19 protein-coding genes are annotated in these 21,761 nt (G+C 63.0%); 7 read left to right on the plus strand and 12 right to left on the minus strand.

Annotated elements, in window-relative coordinates; genetic code table 11:
* Positions 1-43: 43 nt before the first annotated feature.
* Entirely contained in the window at positions 44-784 is a 741-nt protein-coding gene (locus EBB56_RS08055) for a gamma-glutamyl-gamma-aminobutyrate hydrolase family protein (protein ID WP_124803786.1), read from the minus strand.
* A 249-nt stretch (positions 785-1,033) separates the two neighbouring features.
* Here EBB56_RS08055 and EBB56_RS08060 point away from each other — a divergent pair, with 249 nt between their 5' ends.
* Entirely contained in the window at positions 1,034-2,410 is a 1,377-nt protein-coding gene (locus EBB56_RS08060; protein WP_108132896.1) for a glutamine synthetase family protein, read from the plus strand.
* A gap of 356 nt (positions 2,411-2,766) precedes the next feature.
* Positions 2,767-4,260: a Na+/H+ antiporter NhaC family protein gene (locus tag EBB56_RS08065; protein WP_108132897.1), complete on the plus strand. Its 1,494-nt coding sequence runs from the start codon at positions 2,767-2,769 to the stop codon at positions 4,258-4,260.
* 49 nt (positions 4,261-4,309) lie between these two features.
* On the opposite strand, the gene EBB56_RS08070 is transcribed toward EBB56_RS08065, so the two are convergent.
* The 4 genes from EBB56_RS08070 to EBB56_RS08085 are packed head-to-tail and all read right to left on the minus strand — an operon-like array spanning position 4,310 to position 8,314.
* Positions 4,310-5,032 carry a GntR family transcriptional regulator gene (locus tag EBB56_RS08070; RefSeq protein ID WP_124803788.1) on the minus strand — a complete coding sequence of 241 codons (723 nt, stop codon included), beginning with the start codon at positions 5,030-5,032 and terminating at the stop codon, positions 4,310-4,312.
* A gap of 12 nt (positions 5,033-5,044) precedes the next feature.
* The gene (locus EBB56_RS08075; RefSeq protein ID WP_124804219.1) at positions 5,045-6,091 is read right to left on the minus strand and encodes a Gfo/Idh/MocA family protein; all 1,047 of its coding nucleotides are present in this window, start codon (positions 6,089-6,091) and stop codon (positions 5,045-5,047) included.
* Between the two features lie 59 nt (positions 6,092-6,150).
* On the minus strand, positions 6,151-7,257 hold the full coding sequence (locus tag EBB56_RS08080; protein ID WP_108448970.1) for an isocitrate/isopropylmalate dehydrogenase family protein: 1,107 nt from the start codon (positions 7,255-7,257) through the stop codon (positions 6,151-6,153).
* Between the two features lie 40 nt (positions 7,258-7,297).
* Entirely contained in the window at positions 7,298-8,314 is a 1,017-nt protein-coding gene (locus EBB56_RS08085) for an SMP-30/gluconolactonase/LRE family protein (protein ID WP_045994497.1), read from the minus strand.
* Positions 8,315-8,530: 216 nt separating this feature from the next.
* Between EBB56_RS08085 and EBB56_RS08090 the strand changes: the two genes are divergently transcribed.
* The 4 genes from EBB56_RS08090 to EBB56_RS08105 all read left to right on the plus strand — a co-directional run bounded on the left by EBB56_RS08090 (position 8,531) and on the right by EBB56_RS08105 (position 12,421).
* Positions 8,531-9,532: a tripartite tricarboxylate transporter substrate binding protein gene (locus EBB56_RS08090; RefSeq protein WP_124803790.1), complete on the plus strand. Its 1,002-nt coding sequence runs from the start codon at positions 8,531-8,533 to the stop codon at positions 9,530-9,532.
* A gap of 110 nt (positions 9,533-9,642) precedes the next feature.
* Positions 9,643-10,446, plus strand: coding sequence for a tripartite tricarboxylate transporter TctB family protein (locus EBB56_RS08095; RefSeq protein ID WP_124803792.1), 804 nt, complete (start codon positions 9,643-9,645; stop codon positions 10,444-10,446).
* Between the two features lie 12 nt (positions 10,447-10,458).
* Positions 10,459-12,021: a tripartite tricarboxylate transporter permease gene (locus tag EBB56_RS08100; protein ID WP_124803794.1), complete on the plus strand. Its 1,563-nt coding sequence runs from the start codon at positions 10,459-10,461 to the stop codon at positions 12,019-12,021.
* Positions 12,022-12,133: 112 nt separating this feature from the next.
* Positions 12,134-12,421 carry a putative quinol monooxygenase gene (locus tag EBB56_RS08105; protein ID WP_185696405.1) on the plus strand — a complete coding sequence of 96 codons (288 nt, stop codon included), beginning with the start codon at positions 12,134-12,136 and terminating at the stop codon, positions 12,419-12,421.
* Between the two features lie 29 nt (positions 12,422-12,450).
* On the opposite strand, the gene nhaB is transcribed toward EBB56_RS08105, so the two are convergent.
* Entirely contained in the window at positions 12,451-13,992 is a 1,542-nt protein-coding gene (gene nhaB / locus EBB56_RS08110) for a sodium/proton antiporter NhaB (RefSeq protein ID WP_124803798.1), read from the minus strand.
* Between the two features lie 167 nt (positions 13,993-14,159).
* Between nhaB and EBB56_RS08115 the strand changes: the two genes are divergently transcribed.
* Complete coding sequence (locus tag EBB56_RS08115) at positions 14,160-14,633, plus strand: phosphate-starvation-inducible protein PsiE (RefSeq protein ID WP_197037120.1); 474 nt, start codon at positions 14,160-14,162, stop codon at positions 14,631-14,633.
* A gap of 183 nt (positions 14,634-14,816) precedes the next feature.
* Here EBB56_RS08115 and EBB56_RS08120 read toward each other — a convergent pair whose 3' ends face one another.
* The 6 genes from EBB56_RS08120 to EBB56_RS08145 all read right to left on the minus strand — a co-directional run bounded on the left by EBB56_RS08120 (position 14,817) and on the right by EBB56_RS08145 (position 21,751).
* Positions 14,817-15,377 (minus strand): glycine zipper 2TM domain-containing protein, encoded by a 561-nt coding sequence (locus EBB56_RS08120; protein WP_124803800.1) that lies wholly within the window; start codon positions 15,375-15,377, stop codon positions 14,817-14,819.
* Between the two features lie 403 nt (positions 15,378-15,780).
* The gene (locus EBB56_RS08125; protein WP_045995152.1) at positions 15,781-17,103 is read right to left on the minus strand and encodes an FAD-binding oxidoreductase; all 1,323 of its coding nucleotides are present in this window, start codon (positions 17,101-17,103) and stop codon (positions 15,781-15,783) included.
* 294 nt (positions 17,104-17,397) lie between these two features.
* Entirely contained in the window at positions 17,398-18,765 is a 1,368-nt protein-coding gene (locus EBB56_RS08130) for a glutamine synthetase family protein (protein ID WP_124803801.1), read from the minus strand.
* A gap of 111 nt (positions 18,766-18,876) precedes the next feature.
* The gene (locus EBB56_RS08135) at positions 18,877-19,944 is read right to left on the minus strand and encodes a PotD/PotF family extracellular solute-binding protein (protein ID WP_124803803.1); all 1,068 of its coding nucleotides are present in this window, start codon (positions 19,942-19,944) and stop codon (positions 18,877-18,879) included.
* Between the two features lie 98 nt (positions 19,945-20,042).
* On the minus strand, positions 20,043-20,837 hold the full coding sequence (locus EBB56_RS08140) for an ABC transporter permease (protein WP_124803805.1): 795 nt from the start codon (positions 20,835-20,837) through the stop codon (positions 20,043-20,045).
* Positions 20,834-21,751 (minus strand): ABC transporter permease, encoded by a 918-nt coding sequence (locus tag EBB56_RS08145; protein WP_052704560.1) that lies wholly within the window; start codon positions 21,749-21,751, stop codon positions 20,834-20,836. Before EBB56_RS08145 ends, EBB56_RS08140 begins: the two co-directional genes overlap by 4 nt.
* Positions 21,752-21,761 lie beyond the last annotated feature (10 nt).

Raw genomic sequence — 21,761 nt, forward strand, 5'->3', positions numbered from 1 at the left:
TTTAACGCCGTATTACCGAGTGCAGGCACTTTTCAGACAAGCCCTAGTGCGTCGCACAGGCAGCAGCAAAGCCCTTGAAGATGGCGTCATACAGCGGATGGGACTGGGGCTCCCACTCCGGATGCCACTGCACCGCCAGGGTGAACCCCGGCGCGTCAGCCACCGAGATGGCCTCCACCAGCCCGTCCGGCGCCAGCGCCTCGACGCGCAGCCCCTCACCAAGTCGATCGACACCCTGCTGGTGCAGCGAGTTGACCCGCGCGCCGGCCTCGGGGTAAAGCGCGGCCAGACGGCCACCTGGCTGGATCTCGAGGTCGTGTACCGGCGCATACTGCTCGGCCTTTTCACCCTCCGGCTCGCGGTGATCGAGCCGCCCCGGCACCCGCTGCACCGCCTGGTGCAGGCTGCCGCCGAAGGCCACGTTGAGCTCCTGAAATCCCCGGCAGATGCCCAGGAGCGGCAATTGCTGCTCCAGCGCCAGCGGCACCCAGCTCATGGCGGCGGCGTCGCGATCCACGTCGTCCCGGGTATTCTCCGGTTCGCGTTCAGCACCGTAGCGCTCGGGCAGTACGTTGGTGTAGCTGCCGGTCAGCACCAGTCCATCGAGGCGCGCCAGCAGCGCCCGGGCATCTTCCTGGCCCTGCCCTTGCCATACCGGCAGCATGATCGGTTCAAGACCGTAGTCACGCAGGGCGCGCAGATACTTGTCGGTCACCATGTGGGCCGGGTGACCCTCGACCTCTCGACGGCAGGCGATGACGCCAACCAGCGGACGAATGTTCATCGAACTCCTCGCAGCTCTATCCGTTGTTATGGTTTCCTCAACATACCTTGGTCGGATTTTCTTGCCAAGCCCGGCGCCGGAAATCTTGACAGAAAGACTACCAACTACTTGTTTTTACAGACTTAGATAAAACAAAAGACCACTCGACACCTCGACAAACCCCTCACCTCTACGCGTAAATAATTTGACACCATGGCCCGGTCAGCGAAACACTAGCCACATCACAACGAACCAACAAAAGGTGACAGCATGGGCACCCCCAGCGTCGACGAAGCTCGCGACTTTCTGGCCCGACATCCCGAGGTCGACAGCGTAGACCTGCTGATCAGCGACATGAACGGCGTGCTGCGCGGCAAGCGCATCCCCCGTGACAACCTCGAAAAGGCCTACGCAAGCGGCATCCAGCTCCCCGGCTCAGTGTTCGCCCTCGACATCACCGGCAATACCGTCGAGGAAACCGGGCTGGGGCTCGACATCGGCGATCGCGATCAGGTCTGCCGCCCCATTCCCGGCACCCTGATGGTCACGCCCTGGCAGCGCAAGGGACGCCAGGCGCAACTGCTGATGAACATGCGCGATGACCAGGACGGCCCCTTCTTCGCCGATCCCCGCAACGTGCTGGCGCGCCAGGTCGAGCGACTGGCAGAGCGCGGCCTCAAGGCGGTGGTCGCGCTGGAGCTCGAATTCTATCTGGTCGATCGCCAACGCGACGAGATGGGTATGGCCCAGCCCTGCCGTTCCCCGGCCAGCGGCGAGCGGGCGAGCGATAGCCAGCTGTATTCGATCAACGAACTCGACGAGTACGCCGACTTCCTCGAGGAGGTGCACGCCGCCGCCCAGCTACAGCAACTGCCGCTGGACACCGCGCTCAAGGAATGCGCTCCTGGGCAGTTCGAGATCAACCTGATCCACGGCGATGACGTGATGAAGGCCTGCGACAGCGCGGTGCTGCTCAAGCGCCTGATCAAGGGCGTGGCATTGCGCCACGGCTTCGAGGCCACCTTCATGGCCAAGCTCTACGGCGGCGAGGCCGGCAACGGCATGCACGTCCACATGAGCCTGATCGACGAAAGCGGCGACAATGTCTTCGCCGACAGCGATGGTGACCCGCTGGGGACCCCTGCCTTGCGTCACGCCATCGGCGGCCTGATGGAGCTGATGCCTGCTTCGATGGCGCTGTTCGCGCCCAACCTGAACTCCTTCCGACGTTTCCAGCCCGGCCTCTATGTGCCGATGACGCCGACCTGGGGCTACGATAACCGCTCGGTGGCACTGCGGATCCCCTCTGGAGCCAACGCCGCCCGCCGGGTAGAACATCGAGTAGCCGGAGCCGATGCCAACCCCTATCTGCTGCTGGCCACCCTGCTGGCCTCGGTCTGTCACGGTCTGGAAACCGCTGTCTCGCCGGGGGAGTCCGTCACTGGTAACGCCTACCGCCAGTACGAGCCCACCCTGACCAACAGCTGGTCAAAGGCCCTCGACCTGCTGGAGCACAGCGAACCCCTCGGGGAAGCCTTCGGCCAGGCGTTTCTCAAGGTGTTTCTGGCCAACCGTCGCGCCGAGCGCGAACTGGCCATGCAAAGCGTCAGTCGCCTGGAGTACGACTGGTACCTGCGCCACGTCTGAGCGCGGGAAATCACGACGCTATCGCCCCGGACTCCCGTACCGGGCAGGGACGCCCTGTGCGCTCGCCCGGCACGAACGCTAGACCGCAAGACCGCAAGACCGCAAGACCACTGGGCCCCGTCCGAAAAGTCGACGAGCGAAGGTTAGACAAGGCAAAAATCGGTGAGACAGCGCAGTTTACTAGCAGTAAATGAGCATGTTGATCCGGTTTTTAACGCCGTATTACCGAGCGCAGGCACTTTTCAGACACGCCCTGAGCCACACCCGATATAACTCACAGCAATCACGGGTAGCCCCCTCATGACAACCACAACGCCCCTTGTCATCGATCCAGGCCTCGCACTGGAGGTGACGCCATGACCCAGACCAACGCACCGTCCACCCATCCCTTCGCCCCAGGCAAGCCCAGCCAGAAAGGCAAGGGTCGCACCTTTGCCATGGTCGCAGGACTTATTGCCCTGGTGGCCGGCCTGACCTTCCACCACGAAGCCGGCACCCCCTTCGGCTGGATCAGCCTGGTGCCTTCGCTTATCGTGCTGGTGGTGGCGATTGCCACCCACAGGACCCTGGAGGCCCTGGCAATCGGCGCGCTGTCCGGGCTTATCCTGATCGAGCCGAGCGACTATATCGGTGCCCTGGCCGACGTCTCGCTGTCGGTCATGATGAACGAGACCATCGCCTGGCTGATCCTGGTATGCGGCCTGATGGGTGGCTTTATCGCCATGCTCGAGAAGTCCGGCTGCACCCTGAGCTTCAGCCACTTCATGAGCCGCCTGGTCAAGACCCGCCGTCAGTCACTGCTGTGCACTGCGGTACTGGGACTCCTGATCTTCATCGACGACTACCTGAATGCGCTGGCGACCTCGGCGGCGATGAAGCGGTTGACCGACCGTTTCGGCGTATCGCGGGAAAAGCTTGCCTATATCGTCGACTCCACCGCCGCCCCGATCTGCGTCCTGGTGCCGATCTCGACCTGGGCGGTGTACTTTGCCGAGCTGCTGGAAACCAACGGCGCCACTGATGGCCCCGGCATGTGGCTGTACATCCAGTCGATTCCCTACATGCTGTATGGCTGGGTCGCCATGGGCCTGGTCTTTCTGGTGGCCATGAGCATCGTGCCTGACCTTGGCCCGATGAAGACCGCCGAGGCCCGCGCCCGCGCCGGCCAGACGATTCCCGACGGCGCCCCGGATGAGCCGCTTGGCGACGACACCCCGCGTGGCAACCCCTGGCTTGGCCTGTTCAACTTCGTCGCCCCGATGGCGGTGCTGATCGGCGCCAGCGCCTACTTCGAGATCGACCTGCTCAAGGGCGTCATCGCCGCCACCCTGTTCACCATCGTGCTGTTCCTGGTGCAGCGCCTATCCACCTTCTCGAGCCTGATGGACTCGATCATGGACGGCTTTCGCACCATGATGCTGCCGCTGGCCATCGTCGCCGTTGGCTTCGTGCTCAAGGAGGTCAACGACCAGCTCGGCATGACCCAGTTCATGATCGACGCCCTGGCGCCCTACATCACCCCGGCGCTACTGCCGGCCATCGTCTTCATCTCCATGGCGGTGGTGGTGTTCGCCACCGGATCGTCCTGGGGCGTGTTCGTGATCTCGATCCCCATCGTGATCCCGATGGCCGCCCATATGGAGGTGTCGATGCCACTGGTGGTGGGCGCCCTGCTGTCCGCCTCGAGCTTCGGCAGCCACGCCTGCTTCTTCTCGGACTCCTCGGTACTGTCATCTCAGGGCAGCGGCGTCCTGCCGATGCAGCACGCCCTGACCCAGCTGCCCTACACCCTGATCGGGGCAACCGTCACCAGCCTCGGCTTCGTGGCGCTGGGCTACGCGCTGGTGTAACGAAACCGGGAGCGCAATGCGCTCCCGGTTTTCGTATCGCGACACACGCCTAGATCGAAGAAAGACCGTACTTGTCGAGTAGCTCCACCAGCATCCTGCCGCTATTTACCCGGTGCTCCCGGTGATGGTCCCTGGCGGCGATGACGTCACCATTCTGAATGGCCTGGACAACGGCCCGATGGTCGTTGTTCGATGACGTCGGCCGTGGCCGTAGTCCCAGGGTCAACATGCGCACACGGTGGGACTGATCCCAATAGGTGTTGACGATAGTGGCGATGCGGCGATTGCCGCACAACTCCACCAGCAGCAGATGGAATCGCTCGTCCGCCGCTGCCCACCGGGTCAGGTCGTCATCGGCCAGGGCATCGTCCATTTCATCCACCGCATCCATCAACTGGCCGAGCTCTTCGTCGGACAATCCACGTCGTGCCAGCAACTCGACCGCCTGGGTCTCGAGCGCCGTCAACACATCGTATATCTCGACCATATCCTCGGCCGACACCGGCAACACTCGCATACCGTGGCGCGGCCTGATTTCCACCAGCCCTTCATTGGCCAGCCGAATCATTGCCTCTCGCACGGGCGTCCGGCTCATGTCGAGCAGTTCCGCCAACTCCTTCTCGAGGCGGAAGGATCCCGAGGAAAACTCGTTGTCGAGTATCCGACGCTTTATCTCGTAGTACGCCTTTTCCGGCAGCGACAGCTTGTCCCCCGGAGGCCCCTCGCCCCTGCTCGCCGGCACGGATCGAGAAGACGTGTCTCTTGAGTTCATCGCTGCAAATCCTCAGCTTCCACAGACGTCACTGGACACACGAAGCCGCCTGCCTTCTCTGGCAGAGGTGTAGACAGCCTCTTCGATGTTCATGTTGGCGAGATAGTCAGACGCGGTATTTGCCAACCTCGACCGCCCCATCAGGCCGTCCACCACATGGCGGCTGAACCGATACACGCAGTCCCCGCCAAAACCGTGATCCACCCACTCATAGTCGATATCCTGCCACAGATTCTCCCCGTGCCTTCTGTAACCCAGGGTGCCATCGCCTCTCAGCACCAGCACACCCTCGCTTCCTTCGATGGTCATTTCGCCCATGGTCAGCCGCCGGTTTTCGGCGCAATGATCGGACAGGCGGTTGCCATCCAGAACGGCGCGAACCCCACCGGCACACTCCATGATGACATGCCCCGCATCCTCACCGGCGATAGCAGGGTTGAGGCGCCTCAGTTCGGCATAGACAGCGGACACCTCGCCGAAGAGATAGCGAAAAGTGTCGATCCAATGTATCCCGGTCTCGTGGATCAGAAACCGCTCCATCTTCTGAAAGTACGGCTGCCTCTCCAGATAGGCCTCCGGCCCCTGTCCATCTCCCGGGCGCAGCCGAAACGTCGCCTGATAGATCTGTCCCAGCCTGCCCGCGGCGATCTGCCGCTGGAGCTCCTCGTACCAGGGCTGAAACCGGACGTTTTCATGAACGATCAGCTCAATCCCGGCTTGCTCGGCCAGGGCGGCGGCTTGGCGCGCCTCCTCCAGGCTTTTGCAGAACGGCTTCTGGCAGATCACGTTCACCCCGCGCTCCGCCGCCAGGCGGATCAAGGCCAGGTGTGAAGAGGGCGGCGTGATGATATCCAGCACGTCGGCGCGCGCTTCCTCCAGCATCGCCAGGACATCCGAGTAGACCTCCCAGCCCCCATGACGCTTGGCCACCTCCCGAGCACGTGAGGTGTCTTGATCACACACGCCCACCACCTGAACCTCGGAGATGCGTGACCAGGCGTCATATTGAAACTGGCTGAAGTATCCGGCGCCAACCGCTGCGACCCTTAGCTTTTCCATCAACAACCTACCTCCTGCGACCTGCCATTGTGAGCGGCGCACCACCCAACCATCAAAAGCTACTGGATCGGAAGCTCGACCAACTGGGCCATGACTGCCTCGAACACCGCGGTCGTACCGGCATCCCCGCCCAGCTCGCAGGTCACCAGGGTGCCAGTGGCAAAGGCAGCGTCCACGGCTTCTCGCAGCAACTTGCCTGCCTTCAGCGCCGGCTCACAGTCGTGCTTCTCTCCCAGCCACTCCAGCATCATCACACCGGACAGCACCATGGCCGTTGGATTGGCGAGGCCCTTGCCAGCGATATCCGGCGCACTGCCATGGCATGGCTGAAAGACCGCGTGATCATCGCCGATGTCCGCGGAAGGCGCGTAACCCATGCCACCGATCAGACCGGCGCCCAGGTCGGACAGTATGTCGCCGAACATGTTCTCGGTGACCATCACGTCGAGATCCCAGGGCCTGGTGACCATGTTGAGCGCCGCCGCGTCCACGTACATGTGGTCGCAGTCGAGCTGCGGATGCGCCTCGGCCCGCTCGTCGAAGATCTTGCGGAAGAAGGCAAAGGACTTGAACACATTGGCCTTGTCGACACAGGTCACCCTGCCCTTCCCCCCCTGGGCCTGGCGGCTTTGGCCCAGCGCCAGGGTGAAGTCGAACAGTCGCTGACTCACATCCCGGGTGATGACCAGGGTATCGCGCGCTTCCTCGTCTCCCTTGATCTCGCCCCTGCCGTGAGACGCAAACAGGCCCTCGGTGGATTCCCGCACGATCACGAAGTCGAGTTCGTGGGCGCTGGGGTTATTGAGCATCGGCTGAAGCCCGGCGATGGTGCGCACCGGCCTGACCCCGGCGTACAGGCCGAAACGGAAGCGGAAGTCGATCTGTGGCGAGATCTCGGTGCCATCCGGATAGCGAACGTCCGGCAGCCCCATGGCACCCAGCAGGATCGCATCGGCTTCATCGGCACGCTTCAACGAGGCCTCGGGAAGCGACTCCCCTGTATCCCTGAAGTGGGCGGCACCGGCAGGCAGCTCCTCGAAGCTCGCCGATACGCCCCCGACCCGCGCCATGGCTGCCTCCAGCAGCGTGACGCACGGCTTCATGATTTCCTGGCCAATGCCGTCACCGGGAAAGACAGCGATGGAAAAGTGGGTCTTGTTGGTCATTTGACAGCCTCTCGCTATTGTTGGTTGTTACTTGAAGAAGTCAGGCATCGGCGCCGGCGAGTGCCGAACGCAATCGGGTCAAGGGAGCACGCCAATGTATCGGCGCCACGCCGCGCACTGGCGCCTGAAACGAGGCAAGGCGGTCCCCCAGCAGGCAGCCAAGGTAAGCCCGATCGAGGTCGCTGCCGCCAAATGCCAGGCTCGATACGTGACCGAGTCGACGACTGACGACGCCATCCAGGTGAGGGCGACCCATCCGACCGGCGTCAAACGCCTCCTCCACTTGCTTGAGATAGGCCTCGTCGCTGTCTTCCAGCACGACACTCTGCTCCCCGGTCGGCGAGACCCGGATGACCCGATTGCTGACGATACTGGTGATCCAGGCCCCGCCTTCGACATCGAAGGTCACACCATCGGGGAAGGTGCCAGGGCCGAACTCACAGACGGTCTGGCGCTCGCCGAGTCGTCCCTTTTCCTCCACGGAAAAACGGCTCAGCCGGCGGGCAAAGGTTTCATTGACGTAGAGCCACCGGCCATCGGGGTGCAGGGCGCACTCGTTGGTGTAACCCAGGCCATCGGCGACGATTCTGGCGTCACTGCCATCGGCGTTGGCCAGAGCAATAAAACCGTCGGCCACCGCCGCGCTGTATCCCTTGGCGCGGGGCTGCTGACGGGTACTGACGGTGATCCAGAGGCGACCGGCGCCGTCTCGATGAACGAAGTTGGTGGGAGGCAGGGCGACACCGTCGATCTCGGTCACCAATGGCTCCAGGGCGCCGTCGACGTGCAGCCGAAAGACGCCCCCCTGGTCTTCGCCCAGATGGGTCGCGATCACACCGCCGTCGTCTTCCAGAGCAATACCGTTGGGACGAAGCTGGAAGCCCTGCTGGTTCGACAGGATGCGAAGGGCCGGCGCGCGATCTGCATGGCGGAAGATCGCCACGCCACCGCTGTCGGTCCAGTCTGCGGTCATCAGCAGGCCACTCGAATGTGTCAGCACGCATTCGGGCCGACTCAAGTCGCCACCGCTATAGTCCAGCGCTTCGAGTTCGATCATGTTGTTCCTGGGTCTCGTTGTTCTGTTCTTGCGTTGGTCAGTCTTCTTGTTGTTCCGGGATTTCGATGTTCCGAGGGACTGTTTCCGTGGCCCTTTCACCAGCGTTTGACGACCAACTCGTTAACGTATACATTAACACATGCACAAAGCCGGTCAAGACCAGACCGCGTCAGCCACCCGGGCGACCGGCACAACAACAAGCGACGAGGAAGCCAAATGAAACGTCATGTCACGCCAGCAATCGCCCTGCTCATGGGTCTCTCCTTTCACGCAGCCGCCGCGGACTACCCCGAACGCGACATCACCAATGTGGTCGTGTGGTCGGCCGGCGGCGGCACCGATGTCGCAAACCGGGTCGTCAGTGCAGAAATGAATGCCTTCCTTCCAAGGCGCATCAACGTGGTCAACAAACCGGGCGGTGTCGCCGGCTCCATCGGCATGAGCCATGTCAGCAACCAGCCTGCCGACGGCTATACGTTGGCAGGTCTGTCCGAATCCAATGTCGCCGCGGCGGTCCAGGGCGGCTGGGAAAATACCTTCGACAGCTGGTACCCCTTCATCATCGGGGGATCGCCGGACCTGATCTCCGTGGGCAGCAATTCGTCCTATACCACCCTGGAAGAACTGGTGGAGGCGGCCTCCAGCGGCGACGTCACCATCAAGGCAGCCGCGGGGGGCTCGGGCTCCGTTCATCACCTCAATCTGCTCGCCTTCGAGAAAGGCACGGGGGCAGATCTCAACTTCATTCCCTACCCGGGTTCCGCGCCGGGCCAGAACGCCGCCATCACGGGTGAAGTCAGCGTGGTCATCACCTCTCTTGCCGAGCAGCAGCAACTGATTGCGGCCAATCGACTTCGGCCCCTGGCGGTGTTGACCGATAGCCCGGTCGACATCGAGGGAACCGGTGAAATCCCCTCTGCCTTCGACAGCTATCCGCAGTTGAAGGAATATCTGCCTATTCGACAGACCATCGGTTTTGCCGTCCGCGACGATGCCCCGGAGGAGGTCAAGGAGACCCTTGAACAGGCGTTCGAGCAGGCACTGGAAACCGACGCGGTAAAACAGTGGGCAGAGGACAACTACTTCCAGTTGTCCGGCAAGACGGGAGAAGAAGCCTCGGAGGAATTCTCTCGGCTCGAGTCCCTCTTCTCATGGACGCTGTATGACCTGGAGTCTGCTTCCATCAATCCGGAGGAATTGAATATTCCAAGGCCCTGATCTCGACTTCTTCGTTCCCGATAACCGAAGGCCCGGAGGCAATCGTTGCCTCCGGGCATTTTCCGGGCCACGTCAATACCTCGTAGAACATCAGGTTCACTGGACACATCATGGTTGACAGCAAACAGCTCCCTGAACCCGAGAATCAGGCAGGCGCCGCTTTCTCGGGGAACGACGAACTCATCCAGCGGCGACGCCGCGATTTCTTCACGAGCCTGGCACTGCTGCTGCTGGCATTCGCCATGCTCGCAAAATCCCTCACCTTCCCCATGACCGACAGCTACGGCGGTGTCACCAACGCCTGGTACGTTTCCCCCGCGCTGTTCCCCCTGTCGATCGCCGTCACCCTGGGGTTGGTGTCGCTGCTGTTGCTGCGACGCGCCATCCTCGATGGCGGCGCCAGACGTAGAGAGAGCGCCTCGAAGGGCCGATCGAAGGCGTCCTTTCCAGCATCTGCTTCCTGTCGTGTGGCCGTGATCATGGCCTTTATCGGTCTGTACGTTTACTCGTTCGTTCCCAGCGTCGATTTTGCACTGGCCAGCGCCCTCTTCCTCTTTCTCTTCATCACACCTTTCTATATCGAAAAGGTGGCTCTCATTCCCCTGACACTGGTCGGCGCCGTCATCGCTTGCGTGCTCATTACACTACTGAGCCATCGGCCAACATCTCAGCAGTACGCCCTGGATCTGGTAGCTATCGCCACGCTTCTGACAGTCGCCACCATCGCCTGGTGGTTGCTGCGCCATGCGCCTAGCGAATGCAGGAAACTGCGCACCGTCGTGCTGGTCAGCATTGGCGTTCCCCTGGTGCTGGTACCGATCTTCCGTTTCTTCCTGCTGGTACCACTCCCGGTGGAAGGTCTGGTGATAGACACCATGCAAGCCCTCGTAAGCCAGCTGACGGCCCAAGGTTAAGGAGACACTCGCATGGACTTTATCGCGCAGCTTTCGGTATTCGCGCACGCCATCTGGCAGATCCTTACCAACCCCGCGATGGTGGCGCTACTGCTGGGGTCGAGCTTCCTGGGTATCATCTTCGGGGCGCTTCCCGGCCTGACCGCGACGCTCGGGGTCGCCCTGCTGACCACGCTGACCTATTCGATGGACCTTCAGACGGCACTGATCTCGCTGATCGCCATGTACGTAGGGGCGGTCTACGGTGGGTCCTACCCGGCCATTCTCATCAATATCCCCGGCACCGCGGCAGGCGCCGCCACCGCCATGGACGGCTACCCCATGGCCCAACGGGGGGAAGGCGGCAAGGCGCTCGGCATGACCACCACCGCGTCCTTTATCGGCACCCTGATCGGCATGGTCGCGCTGATCGCCCTGGCACCGCTGATCTCCGAGGCTGCACTGCAGTTCACGTCCTATGAATTCTTTCTTCTGGCGCTCTTCGGCATCATCATCAGCGGCACCCTGACGAGCAAGGACCTGGTCTACAAGGGATGGATCGCCGGACTGCTGGGCCTTGCGCTATCGACGATCGGTCGCGACCAGCTTCAGTTCTTCCCCAGGTTCACCTTCGGCCTGCCGGAGCTGGACGGTGGCATCGAGGTCGTTCCGGTGTTGATCGGCGCCTTTGCGATCCCGCAGATCATTCGCACCCTGCGCGACAGGGTAGCCCTCGGCAGTCCCCAGCCCGTCAAGCGCGTGCTGCCCGAATTCCGTGCGGTCTTCCGCAATCTGCGCCACGTCATCCGCTCGGCGTTCATCGGCGTGGGTATCGGTGCCGTCCCCGGCGTCGGCGAGGATATCGCCGGCTGGGTGTCCTACGGCACCGCCCAGAACTCCTCTGCCCACCCTGAACGCTTCGGCAAGGGCGAACCTGCCGGCCTGGTCTCGTCGGAAACGGCCAACAATGCCTGTATTGGTGGTGCGCTCATTCCTCTGACGACCCTCGGCATTCCAGGTAGCCCGCCGGCGGTGATGCTGCTTGGCGCGTTGATGCTGCACGGCCTGAACCCGGGTCCGATGATCGCCATCACCCAGCCCAACTTCCTGGTCGAGCTCACCGCCATCATCGCCCTCGCCTCCCTGGCCATGTGGATCAACGGCATGTTTCTGGCCAAGCACGTCATCAAGGTGCTGCGGGTACCCTCGTCGATCTTTCTGCCGATTGTCGCGGTGCTGTCGGTTATCGGGTCCTACGCGCTGGGCCTCAGCCTGCTGAATCTCTACCTGATGGTGCCGATCGGCATCGCCGCCTACGTCCTGGGAGAGATGGACTATCCGATTTCGCCGTTGGTCATCGGCGTCATTCTGGGCCCGATGGCGGATGAAAACCTTCGCCGCGCCCTGATGGTGTCCGAGGGCAGCCTGCTGGGATTCTTCGAACGACCGGTGTCGCTACTGCTGATCGCCGTGATCGTGCTGACCATCGCGTCTCAGATCCCGGCCTGGAAGCGCTATCGCAGCCGCCTGTGGAAGAAATTCAGAGGGCGTGCGCTAGCTGACAAGCCAGCGCATGGCGCCGACGACCCTCAGTAGCGTCACATCGACAAGGAGACGGGTGTCGGCACCGAGCAGCCGACACCAACGCGCATCCACCCCACTCTCATCAGTCACCGCCCTCATCCACCCCAGTCAGGAGACATTCAGCGTGCACGCCGTCATTGTCCGTTTTACCCCGCAGCAAGGGTGTGCCGATCGCCTCGAGGCACTACTGCTGCGCCAAGCCTCGGATAGCCTGGAAAAGGAACGTCACTGCCAGCGCTTCGATGTGGTTCGACTACGGAACGAGAACACCTTCGTCCTCTACGAGCTCTACCGCGACGAAGACGCCTTCAGATGGCATCTGGACACCGACCACTTTCATGCCTTCGATCAGAAGAGCGCACCGCTGGTGGCGGAGAAGAAGGTCCTTCAAGGAGACCTGCGCCAGGCTTGACGCAACCTGGATCTGCGAGCACACCAACCCTACAGCCACCCCATGGCCTGCATCGCCTGATTGGCAGGCACCAGCACGTAGCGTACGCACACAAACCCCACCAGGCTGAGTGCTAGGGTATAGGGGGCGGCCATCCACACCATGCGGCCGTAGGAAAGGCGAATCAGCGGTGCCACCGCCGAGGTCAGCAAAAACAGGAAGGCGGCCTGACCATTGGGCATCGCCACCGACGGCAGATTGGTTCCGCAGGCCACCGCCACGGCCAGCAGGTCGAACTGCTCGGCGCCGATGCGCGCAGCGCTTAAGGCCGAGCGAATTTCGCTGATGTAGACGGTGCCGACGAAGACGTTGTCCGAGACCATCGACAGCAGACCATTGGTCACGTACACCAGGCCCAGCTGCTCACTGCCTTGGCGTGACAGCACCAGCTCGATCACCGGTGCAAACAGATCCTGCTCGATGATCACCGCCACCACCGCGAAGAACACAACCAGCAAGGCGGTGAAGGGCAAGGCTTCCTCGAAGGCCTTGCCAAGGGCGTGCTCCTCGGTGACGCCGAGAAAGGCGCTGGCCAGGACGATGACGGCAAGCCCGATCAGCCCCACCGACGCCTCGTGGCGAGCCAGTGCCACCACCAGCCAGACCAGCACCGCCGCCTGCACCCATAACCTGGCCACCTCGATCAGCGACTGGCCTGCCCGCTCCTGGCGATCGTGCTCGACCAGGATGGCGCGTACCTTGGCCGGTAGACGCTGGCCGTAACCGAAGCAGCGCAGGCTTTCCACCAGCAGGCAGGTGGCAAGGCCTGCCACCAGCACCGGCAGAGTGACAGGCGCCATGCGCAGCACAAATTCACCAAAGCCCCAGCCAGCCTGCTCGGCGATGATCAGGTTCTGGGGCTCACCGACCATGGTCATGACACCGCCAAGCGCGGTCCCCATGGCGGCGTGGAGCAGCAGCGAGCGCAGAAAGCGACGATAGTCGATCAGGTCCTGGTGGTTGACCTCGGGAAGCCCGCTATCATCGCTGTGGTCATGATCGTCGTGCTGCCCCTTCATCGACGCCACCCGATGATAGATGGCGTAGAAACCCACCGTCACGCTGATCACTACAGCGATCACCGTCAAGGCGTCCAGAAAGGCGGAGAGCGCTGCCGTCGTCACGCAGAAGCACAGCGACAGCAGACGCTTGGACGTGACGCCGATCAGCAGGCGTGTGAACGCCTTGAGCAACAGCTGCTTCATGAAGGTGATGCCCGCCACCATGAACACCAGCAACAGCAGGACATCCAGGTTGAGCGCCACCTCGTGCATCACACTGTCGGGGCCGGTCATGCCGATGGCCACCGCTTCCAGTGCCAGCAGCCCACCAGGCTGCAACGGATAGCACTTCAGCGCCATGGTCAGGGTGAAGATAAACTCGACCAGCAACAGCCATCCCGCGACGAATCCCCCAGACCAGGCGTAGACCAGCGGATTGATCACAAGGCAGACCAGGATGGCGGTCTTGTACCAGTCCGGCGAGGGACCGATAAAGTTGCGAAAGAAGGCCTGGGGCAGCGTCGTCACCATCGACGGGCTCCTTGTCGATACGGCGGCGTTTCAGTATGCCGGCGAAAAGCGGCGCAATCCGCGTGACTGCGTCAACAAACCGCCCTGAACCAACGGAGTATCGGCTTGTCACGCCTACCACACCGGGCTAGCGTGAAAGACGCCACCACACCGATGAGGAATCGCCTGTGAAATGGGCTCGCACCAGCCGTGACAAGATGCACCATCACGCCGATACCATCGGCAACCTGCTCGTGGAAGGCTTTCACTACCTGGGACTCTTCGTCATCGGCGGGATGATCGCCTGGGCCTCGGTGGTCGCCTTCCTCGACATGCTGACCAGTGGCCACGCCAGCGTCGACGACATCCTGCTGCTATTCATCTATCTTGAGCTGGGCGCCATGGTGGGCATCTACTTCAAAACCAATCACCTGCCGATTCGCTTCCTGTTGTACGTCGCCATCACCGCCCTGACCCGCTACCTGATCGGTGACATTTCCCACCACCCCAAGCCCGACGCCGGTCTCTTGTACCTGTGCGGCGGCATCTTCCTGCTGGCCCTATCCGTGCTGGCGGTGCGCTTCGCCTCCTACAAGTACCCCTCCAGCAAGCCCATCGACGCCCTCGGCAAGGTGGTCAACAAGACCAACAGCGATCTGTAGGGCGCCCGGCACCAGCGCCCCTGCCCTCGCCCTCGCCCTCGTTCACGTTCAGGTTCACAACTACAGCGACGACAACAGCCCCCGCCAGCCAGCATCGAAAGATACCGGTTGACGGGGGCTGGGTGTTTACCCGAAGGCTGAAGACCGGAACCAGGTTCCCGTCAGAACTCTATCAGGGCTCTATCAGGACTTGTCGGGGGCACCCCGGACCACGTCCCACTGGGGCTGACCCTGCTCGATCAGCACACGCTCGCCGTCGGGGACCTGCTCCAGACGCGCCACCTGACGCACGCCGTCATACTCCCAGGCCACGTCGTAGCCCAGGGTCTTTTCACGGGTGTCGTTGACGGTGTGGCACCGCTGTTCGGTGGTGGTATAGGTCTGGCCGGCCTCGACCCGACGCTGCACTTCGCGTCCGGCGAAGCCACCGCCGATGGCACCGGCCACGGTGGCGATCTTGCGGCCGCTGCCACCGCCGATCTGGTTGCCCACCAGGCCACCGACCACCGCACCGGCAGCGCTGCCCAGAATACTGTGCGGGTCCCGGGTCGGCGCCTGGCGTGTCACCTGAACGTTCTCGCAGACCTCTCGCGGCGTGGAGACGGTCTCGGTAACCGGCGTGACGGCGGTAATATCGGCGAACTGCGGCCCCTGGGGCGCCTGCTGCACCTGCCAGGCGCCAAATGCCAGGCCACCAAGGCCAAAGACCGCGAGGGTGGAACCGACGATGATCGACTTGCTCATGCTGTTCTCCTTGCTCCGCCAGAGCGCTCGCTTAGCGTGCGAGAGGCGCCACGGCAGATGTCTTGGCGATGCGATGACACTATCCTAGCCGTTATCGAACAGCGTTCGAAGCATCATGGAGCCACTTGCAAGTTGTTTGTGAGGCTGTCGCAACTCACCGACGAAGGTGCCCCCAATCGGCGACGACGGGCGCTGCTGCCCTCGCCTCTCATGCCATTGGCAGTCCCCCTGCCCACACATCACAACGCCTCGCTGCCGGAGGCAGCGAGGCGTTGGGGGAGACGTGCTAATGGGGCTCACAAGCCGGGAGCGCGGGTCACGGAGCGATCCCGCTGCCCGCACTATCAGTGGCAACGGCCTGTGGCAGCGGCCTATGGCAAGGCCCCGTGACACCGACCAGCGGCTAGATACCCAGCTTGTCCCGGGTCTGGTAGTACCAGGCACCGATGGCGGACAGCGGCACCCTGAGCATGCGGCCGCCAGGAAACGGCAGGTGCGGAAGGCCGGCGAAGGCATCGAAGCGCTCGTCACGGCCGGTCATCACCTCGCTGATCAGGCGACCGGCCAGGTGGGTGCAGGTCACGCCATGACCGGAGTAGCCCTGGGCGTAGTAGACGTTGTCATTGATCACCCCGAACTGGGGCAGTCGGTTGAGGGTCATCAGGAAGGTCCCGCTCCAGGCGTAGTCCACCTTGACCGTCTTGAGCATCGGGAAGGTCTTTTCCATCTTGGGACGAATGACCGCCTCGATGTCCTGGGGGTCCTCGCCGCCGTAGTTGACTCCCCCGCCGTAGATCAGGCGGTTGTCGCGGGTCAGGCGGAAATAGTCGAGCAGATAGTTGCAGTCTTCCACCGCCATGTTGTTGGGCAGAAGCTCCCGGGCCAGGTCCTCGCCGAGCGGCTCGGTGGTGATGATCTGGGTGCCGCAGGGCATCGACTTGGCCTCGAGCTCCGGCATCACGCCGCTCATGTAGGCGTTGCCCGCCATCACCACACGCTCGGCGCGAACGCTGCCGTTGCGGCTCTTCAGTACCACCGGCTGGCCGTGCACCAGCGACTCCACCGGGCTCTGCTCGAAGATCACACCGCCCAGGGATTCCAGCGCCGCCGCCTGGCCCAGTACCAGGTTGAGCGGATGCAGGTGACCGCCGGAGTGGTCCACCAGGGCGCCGGTGTAGCGATCGCTGCCCACCTCGCGGCGACAGGCGTCGCCTTCCAACAGCTCCAGCCCGTCGTGGCCGTAGCGCTGCCACAGCGCCTGATGCTCGCGCAGCCCCTTGAGCTGGCGCTCGTTGCAGGCGGCGAACAGGTTGCCTTCACGCAGGTCGCACTGGATGTCGTAGCGGGCGATGCGCTCACGGATGATGCGATTGCCCTCGAAGGCCATGTCGCCGAGGGCACGCGCGGTGTCGGCGCCGTACTTGTCCTCGATCACGTCCATGTCGCGGCTGTAGCTGTTGACGATCTGACCGCCGTTGCGGCCCGAGGCGCCGTAACCGACCCTGGCCGCCTCCAGTACCACCACCTTGAGCCCCTGCTCCGCCAGATGGAGCGCGGCGGAGATGCCGGTGAAGCCGGCCCCGACCACGCAGACATCACAGCTCACCTCACCCTCGAGGGCCGGGCGCTGGGGTGAGGCATTGGCCGAGGCGGCATACCAGGACGCGGCATGCTGGACCTCGGCGGCCCCTCCACGGGGATCGGTAGCGGTGGAACGGCTGGACATGACGGACTCCCAAAGCGGTTATTTTATTCAACACTAGACCGCATTCTACGCGGCGGAAGGAGACATCTTCAAGATAAAGACATGGAATAATCACCACCACGCACCGACGCCATAGCTCTACAACGCAGCGAGCCAGGCACCTGGCCTGGCTCGCTGATGGTGCCTCATGCCACCGTCTCGGGCTTGCGCCACCTTCTCGGGATCGCGTCACCTTCTCAGGCCTACGCCACTCTCTGAGCTTCGCGCCACCTTCTCAGGCTTGCGCCACCCCAGGACGTCCTCCAAAGCGGCGGCTCACACCCGCAGCAGCAGGTGCTCACGCTCCCAGGACGAAATCACCTGAAAGTACTCACGGTGCTCGGCCCGCTTTACCGCCAGGTAGCTGTTGGTAAAGCGCTCGCCGAGGATACCTGCCAGGGCGTCACACTCGTGCAGCAGGTCCAGCGCCGGTCCGATATCGTCGGGCAGCTTGTTGCCGCCGGACCAGGCCGAGCCGACCATGGGCGGGCGTGGCTCCACCTGGCCGAGCATGCCGAGGTAACCACAGGCGAGTGACGCCGCCATGACCAGGTAGGGATTGGCGTCGGCACCGGCCAGTCGGTTCTCGACCCGGGTGGCCTCGGGCCCGGAGACCGGCACGCGCAGGCCCACGGTACGGTTGTCCATGCCCCACTCGACGTTGATCGGCGCCGAGCCCGAGGTCTCGGTACGCAGCAGCCGCCGGTAGGAGTTGACGTTGGGGGCCAGCAGTGGCATCGCCGAGGGCAGGTAGCGCTGCAGGCCGCCGATGAAGTGGTGGAACAGACGGCTGGGCTGGCCATCCTCGCCGGCAAACAGATTTTGTCCGCTGGCCGGGTCGATCAGGCTCTGGTGAATGTGCATCGAGCTGCCCGGCTCATTGGCCATGGGCTTGGCCATGAAGGTGCCGTACATGCCGTGGCGCAACGCGGTCTCGCGCAGCACCCGCTTGAACAGCACCACCTGGTCGGCCAGCGCCAGCGGATCACCGTGCTGGAAGTTGACCTCCATCTGCCCGGCGCCCTCTTCGTGGATCAGGGTATCCAGATCCAGGTTCATCGCCTCGCAGTAGTCGTACATCTCCTCGAACAGCGGATCGAACTCGTTGACCGCATCGATGGAGAAACTCTGGCGGCTGCTTTCCTGGCGACCGGTGCGCCCCACCGGCGGCTCCAGCGGGTAGTCGGAGTCGGTGTTGGTCTTGACCAGGAAGAACTCCACCTCCGGTGCCACCACCGGGACCCAGCCACGTGCCTGGTACAGCTCCAGCACCCGCTTGAGCACATAGCGCGGCGCCAGCTCCACCGGCTCGCCGCTCAGATAGTGGCAGTCGTGGATGATCTGGGCGGTAGGATCGTCGGCCCAAGGCACCAGGAAGACGGCGTTGGGGTCAGGCACCAGCTCCATGTCCCGCTCGGCAGGATTCCAGAAGCGGATGTCGTCATCGTCGGGATAGCCCCCGGTGACGGTCTGGATAAAGATGGAGTCCGGCAGGCGCGGTCGTCCGCCGTTGAGGTACTTGCCCGCGGGCATGATCTTGCCCTTGAGGATGCCGGTAAGGTCGGTGACCAGGCACTCGACCTCGGTGATGCCGTACTGCTTGAACCAGTCGCTGAGCGCTGGGCTTTCCTGGCGGTTACTCATGAGAGTGTTCCGTTACGTGAGTGTCTCACTCGGTGGCCGAGCCCCGACATCGCCGGGGCTCTTTCCTTGCAGGGCGGCCCGGGGCGCATCAACGCCCCTGGGCCAATCCCTTCACCGAGCCTTTACCTCTGACCACAGTTGCTGAAAGGTCTGCAGTTGCTGACCGGACAGGCTGGGGGTGAAGACAAGCCGCGCCATGTCCTCTTCGCTGGGCTGGGTCGGCGGCTGGGTCAGCACCTCGTCGAGATGCGGGCGCGCCGCCTCGTTGGGGCTGGCGTAGTAGTTGTAGTTCGACAGCTGGGCACCGATCTCGGCGTCCAGGATAAAGTCGATGAACTTGTGCGCGAGCTCCGGGTTGGGTGCCTCGGAGGGGATGACCATGGAGTCGACCCACATCTCGGCGCCTTCGTCGGGAATCACGAAGTCCAGATGTTCGAAGGTCTCCGGGTCCTCATCCTTGAAGTACAGGTAGTCGCCGTTGAAGGACATGCCCACGTGGGTGACGCCCCGGGCCAGCTGCTGCAGGGTCGGTGTGCCGTCGGTGAAGCCCGAGAAGTTGTCGCGATTCTTGGTCTCGATCAGCAGTCTGGCGGCATTCTTCAGGTCATCCAGGCCGCTGCAGTCGAAGTTCGCGCCCAGGTAGGCGCAGGCGCTGCCGGTGGCGACCTGACCATCCTGGATCATCGAGAACGGATAGTCGCCGTTGACCTCGGGGTCGAACAGCAACGACCAGCTCTTGGGCGCATCGGGGAAGGTCTCGGTGTTGTAGACAAGGCCCGTGGTCCCCCACTGGTAGGCGGCGGAGTACTCGGCACCGGGATCGAAGCTCGGATCCTTGAACTGCGCCATCAGGTTGTCGAAGTTCGGAATCTGCGAGCGGTCGAGCTTCTGGATCAGGCCGGTCTCGATCATCCGCGGAATGTAGTAGTTCGACGGCACCACGATGTCGTACTGGGAGGTGCCACCGGCATTGAGCTTGGCGATCATCTCCGGGTTCGAGTTGAAGTAGTTGGTCACCACCTCGACGTCATACTTTTCCTCGAAGGCCTCGATGATCTCGGGGTCCATGTACTCGGTCCAGTTGAACAGGTACAGCTTGCCCTCTTCAGCCTGGGCGACGCCTGCGAGCATGGCGGCGGCCACGGCGAGGCCCAGGGCGCTGCGAGTCTTGTTGAGCATCGTTGCTTTCTCCTTGTATTGCTTGGTCTTGTCCGGGTACGTCAGGTGTTGATCGATCTGTTCCGAGATCGCCTCTGTGTCCGCCGATGGCACAGGCGTCATGCCTTGCGCCGATTGACGACGAGGCTTGCCAGGGCGGCCAGCGCCACCGCCGCGATCATCAGTGTGGCGATGGCGTTGATCTCCGGTGACACCCCCTTCTTGATCGCGCCCCAGATATAGATCGGCAGGGTCGCGCTCTCCGGGCCGGAGGTGAAGAAGCTGATGACGAAGTCATCCACCGACAGGGTAAAGGAGAGAAAGAAGGCCGATATCAACGCCGGCTTGATGGTCGGCAGCATGAAGTGCACCACCCGCTTCAAGGGCGAGGCATACAGGTCCTTGGCCGCCTCGAACAAGGACGGGTCCAGACCCACGAAGCGCGAGTAGACGATCAGCGCGACGAACGGAATCTGGAAGGTGACGTGGGCGATGATCATGGTGCCCAGCCCCGGCCCCAGGAGCCCGGTCAGCTCATTCACCTTGACGAAGAAGGCCATCTCCGAGATACCGAAGACGATATCCGGCAGCACGATCGGCAGATAGATCAGCACGATCAGCCAGCCCAGCTTGCGGTGACGGTGGCGATACATGCCATAACCGATCAAGCAGCCGATCAGCAGGGCGATCAGCGAGGACGTCAGCGCCAGCACCAGGGTGTTGCCGAAGGCGCTCATGATCTGGTCATTGGCGAACAGCTGGTGGTACCAGCGCAGCGACAGCCCGGTCATGCTGGCCGCGCTGTTGGCGGCGTTGAAGGAGAACAGCACCACCACCGCCAGCGGCAGGTAAAGAAATACCAGGGTCAGCCACCAGAAGGCACTCAGACCTCGCTTGAGTGTGCGCTTTCTCATATCACCACCTCCTCACCGCCGCCGAGTCGCTTGCCGATCCGGCGCATGGCATAGAGTCCGGCGAAGGTCGCCAGCAGCATCAGGATGGCGCCGGCGGCGCCCAGCGGCCAGTTCGACCCACCGGAGAACTGGTTGGCCACCAGATTGCCGAGCATCAACGCCTTGCCGCCGCCCAGCAGTTCCGGAATCACGTACATGCCGAAGGCCGGAATCGCCACCAGCACGATCCCGGCGAGCAGCCCCGGCAAGGTCTGGGGAAAGACCGCGTGCCAGAACGCCTTCACCGGGGTGGCGTAGAGGTCCTGGGCGGCCTCCACCTGGGCGGTGTCGAGCTTCTCGAAGGCGGCGTACAGCGGCAGCACCATGAACGGCAGGAAGTTGTAGACCAGCCCCAGGGTCACCGCGAAGTTGGACGGGTAGAGCCCCATGTTGGGGGCGATCAGCCCCAGCGACTCGGCGACGCTGGAAAGCGGCGTACCCGGCGCCAGCAGATTCATCCAGCCGAAGGTACGGATGACCTGATTGGTCCAGGACGGCACCACCACCAGCAGCAGCATGATCGGCCGCCATTTCGCCCGGCAGGTGGTGATGTAGTAGGCGATCGGATAGGCCACGATAACGACCAGGCCGGTCGCCACCAGGGTCTGCCACAGCGACCTCAACAGGGTGTAGAGGTTGCCCGGGCTCCAGCCCAGAAAGCCAAAGCCGGCAAGCTGCTTGAACGAATCCAGCGACAGCGGCATCTGCGGCAGGCCGTAGGGCCCGTTGGTCATGAAGGCCACGCCCATCAGGTAGGCGCTGGGCAGCACCAGAAAGACGATGATCCAGGCCGCGCCGGGTGTCACGGTAAAGAGAAGATGGCGCGCTTCTCTGACCATGCCCTGGCTGCGTCCGAGGACAGCGGTATCGGTCATGACATGCCCC

Source organism: Halomonas sp. YLB-10 (genome assembly GCF_003856855.1).
Lineage (GTDB): Bacteria > Pseudomonadota > Gammaproteobacteria > Pseudomonadales > Halomonadaceae > Halomonas > Halomonas litopenaei.

Bases quoted from the DNA above. Each gene is read 5' to 3' on its own strand.
- EBB56_RS08135 (WP_124803803.1), bottom strand. From the start codon at position 19,944: ATGCTCAACAAGACTCGCAGCGCCCTGGGCCTCGCCGTGGCCGCCGCC.
- nhaB (WP_124803798.1), bottom strand. From the start codon at position 13,992: ATGGTGACGACGCTGCCCCAGGCCTTCTTTCGCAACTTTATCGGTCCC.
- EBB56_RS08085 (WP_045994497.1), bottom strand. From the start codon at position 8,314: ATGATCGAACTCGAAGCGCTGGACTATAGCGGTGGCGACTTGAGTCGG.
- EBB56_RS08080 (WP_108448970.1), bottom strand. From the start codon at position 7,257: ATGACCAACAAGACCCACTTTTCCATCGCTGTCTTTCCCGGTGACGGC.
- EBB56_RS08125 (WP_045995152.1), bottom strand. From the start codon at position 17,103: ATGTCCAGCCGTTCCACCGCTACCGATCCCCGTGGAGGGGCCGCCGAG.
- EBB56_RS08055 (WP_124803786.1), bottom strand. From the start codon at position 784: ATGAACATTCGTCCGCTGGTTGGCGTCATCGCCTGCCGTCGAGAGGTC.
- EBB56_RS08100 (WP_124803794.1), top strand. From the start codon at position 10,459: ATGGACTTTATCGCGCAGCTTTCGGTATTCGCGCACGCCATCTGGCAG.
- EBB56_RS08130 (WP_124803801.1), bottom strand. From the start codon at position 18,765: ATGAGTAACCGCCAGGAAAGCCCAGCGCTCAGCGACTGGTTCAAGCAG.
- EBB56_RS08095 (WP_124803792.1), top strand. From the start codon at position 9,643: ATGGTTGACAGCAAACAGCTCCCTGAACCCGAGAATCAGGCAGGCGCC.
- EBB56_RS08060 (WP_108132896.1), top strand. From the start codon at position 1,034: ATGGGCACCCCCAGCGTCGACGAAGCTCGCGACTTTCTGGCCCGACAT.
- EBB56_RS08065 (WP_108132897.1), top strand. From the start codon at position 2,767: ATGACCCAGACCAACGCACCGTCCACCCATCCCTTCGCCCCAGGCAAG.
- EBB56_RS08120 (WP_124803800.1), bottom strand. From the start codon at position 15,377: ATGAGCAAGTCGATCATCGTCGGTTCCACCCTCGCGGTCTTTGGCCTT.
- EBB56_RS08140 (WP_124803805.1), bottom strand. From the start codon at position 20,837: ATGAGAAAGCGCACACTCAAGCGAGGTCTGAGTGCCTTCTGGTGGCTG.
- EBB56_RS08075 (WP_124804219.1), bottom strand. From the start codon at position 6,091: ATGGAAAAGCTAAGGGTCGCAGCGGTTGGCGCCGGATACTTCAGCCAG.
- EBB56_RS08145 (WP_052704560.1), bottom strand. From the start codon at position 21,751: ATGACCGATACCGCTGTCCTCGGACGCAGCCAGGGCATGGTCAGAGAA.
- EBB56_RS08090 (WP_124803790.1), top strand. From the start codon at position 8,531: ATGAAACGTCATGTCACGCCAGCAATCGCCCTGCTCATGGGTCTCTCC.
- EBB56_RS08070 (WP_124803788.1), bottom strand. From the start codon at position 5,032: ATGAACTCAAGAGACACGTCTTCTCGATCCGTGCCGGCGAGCAGGGGC.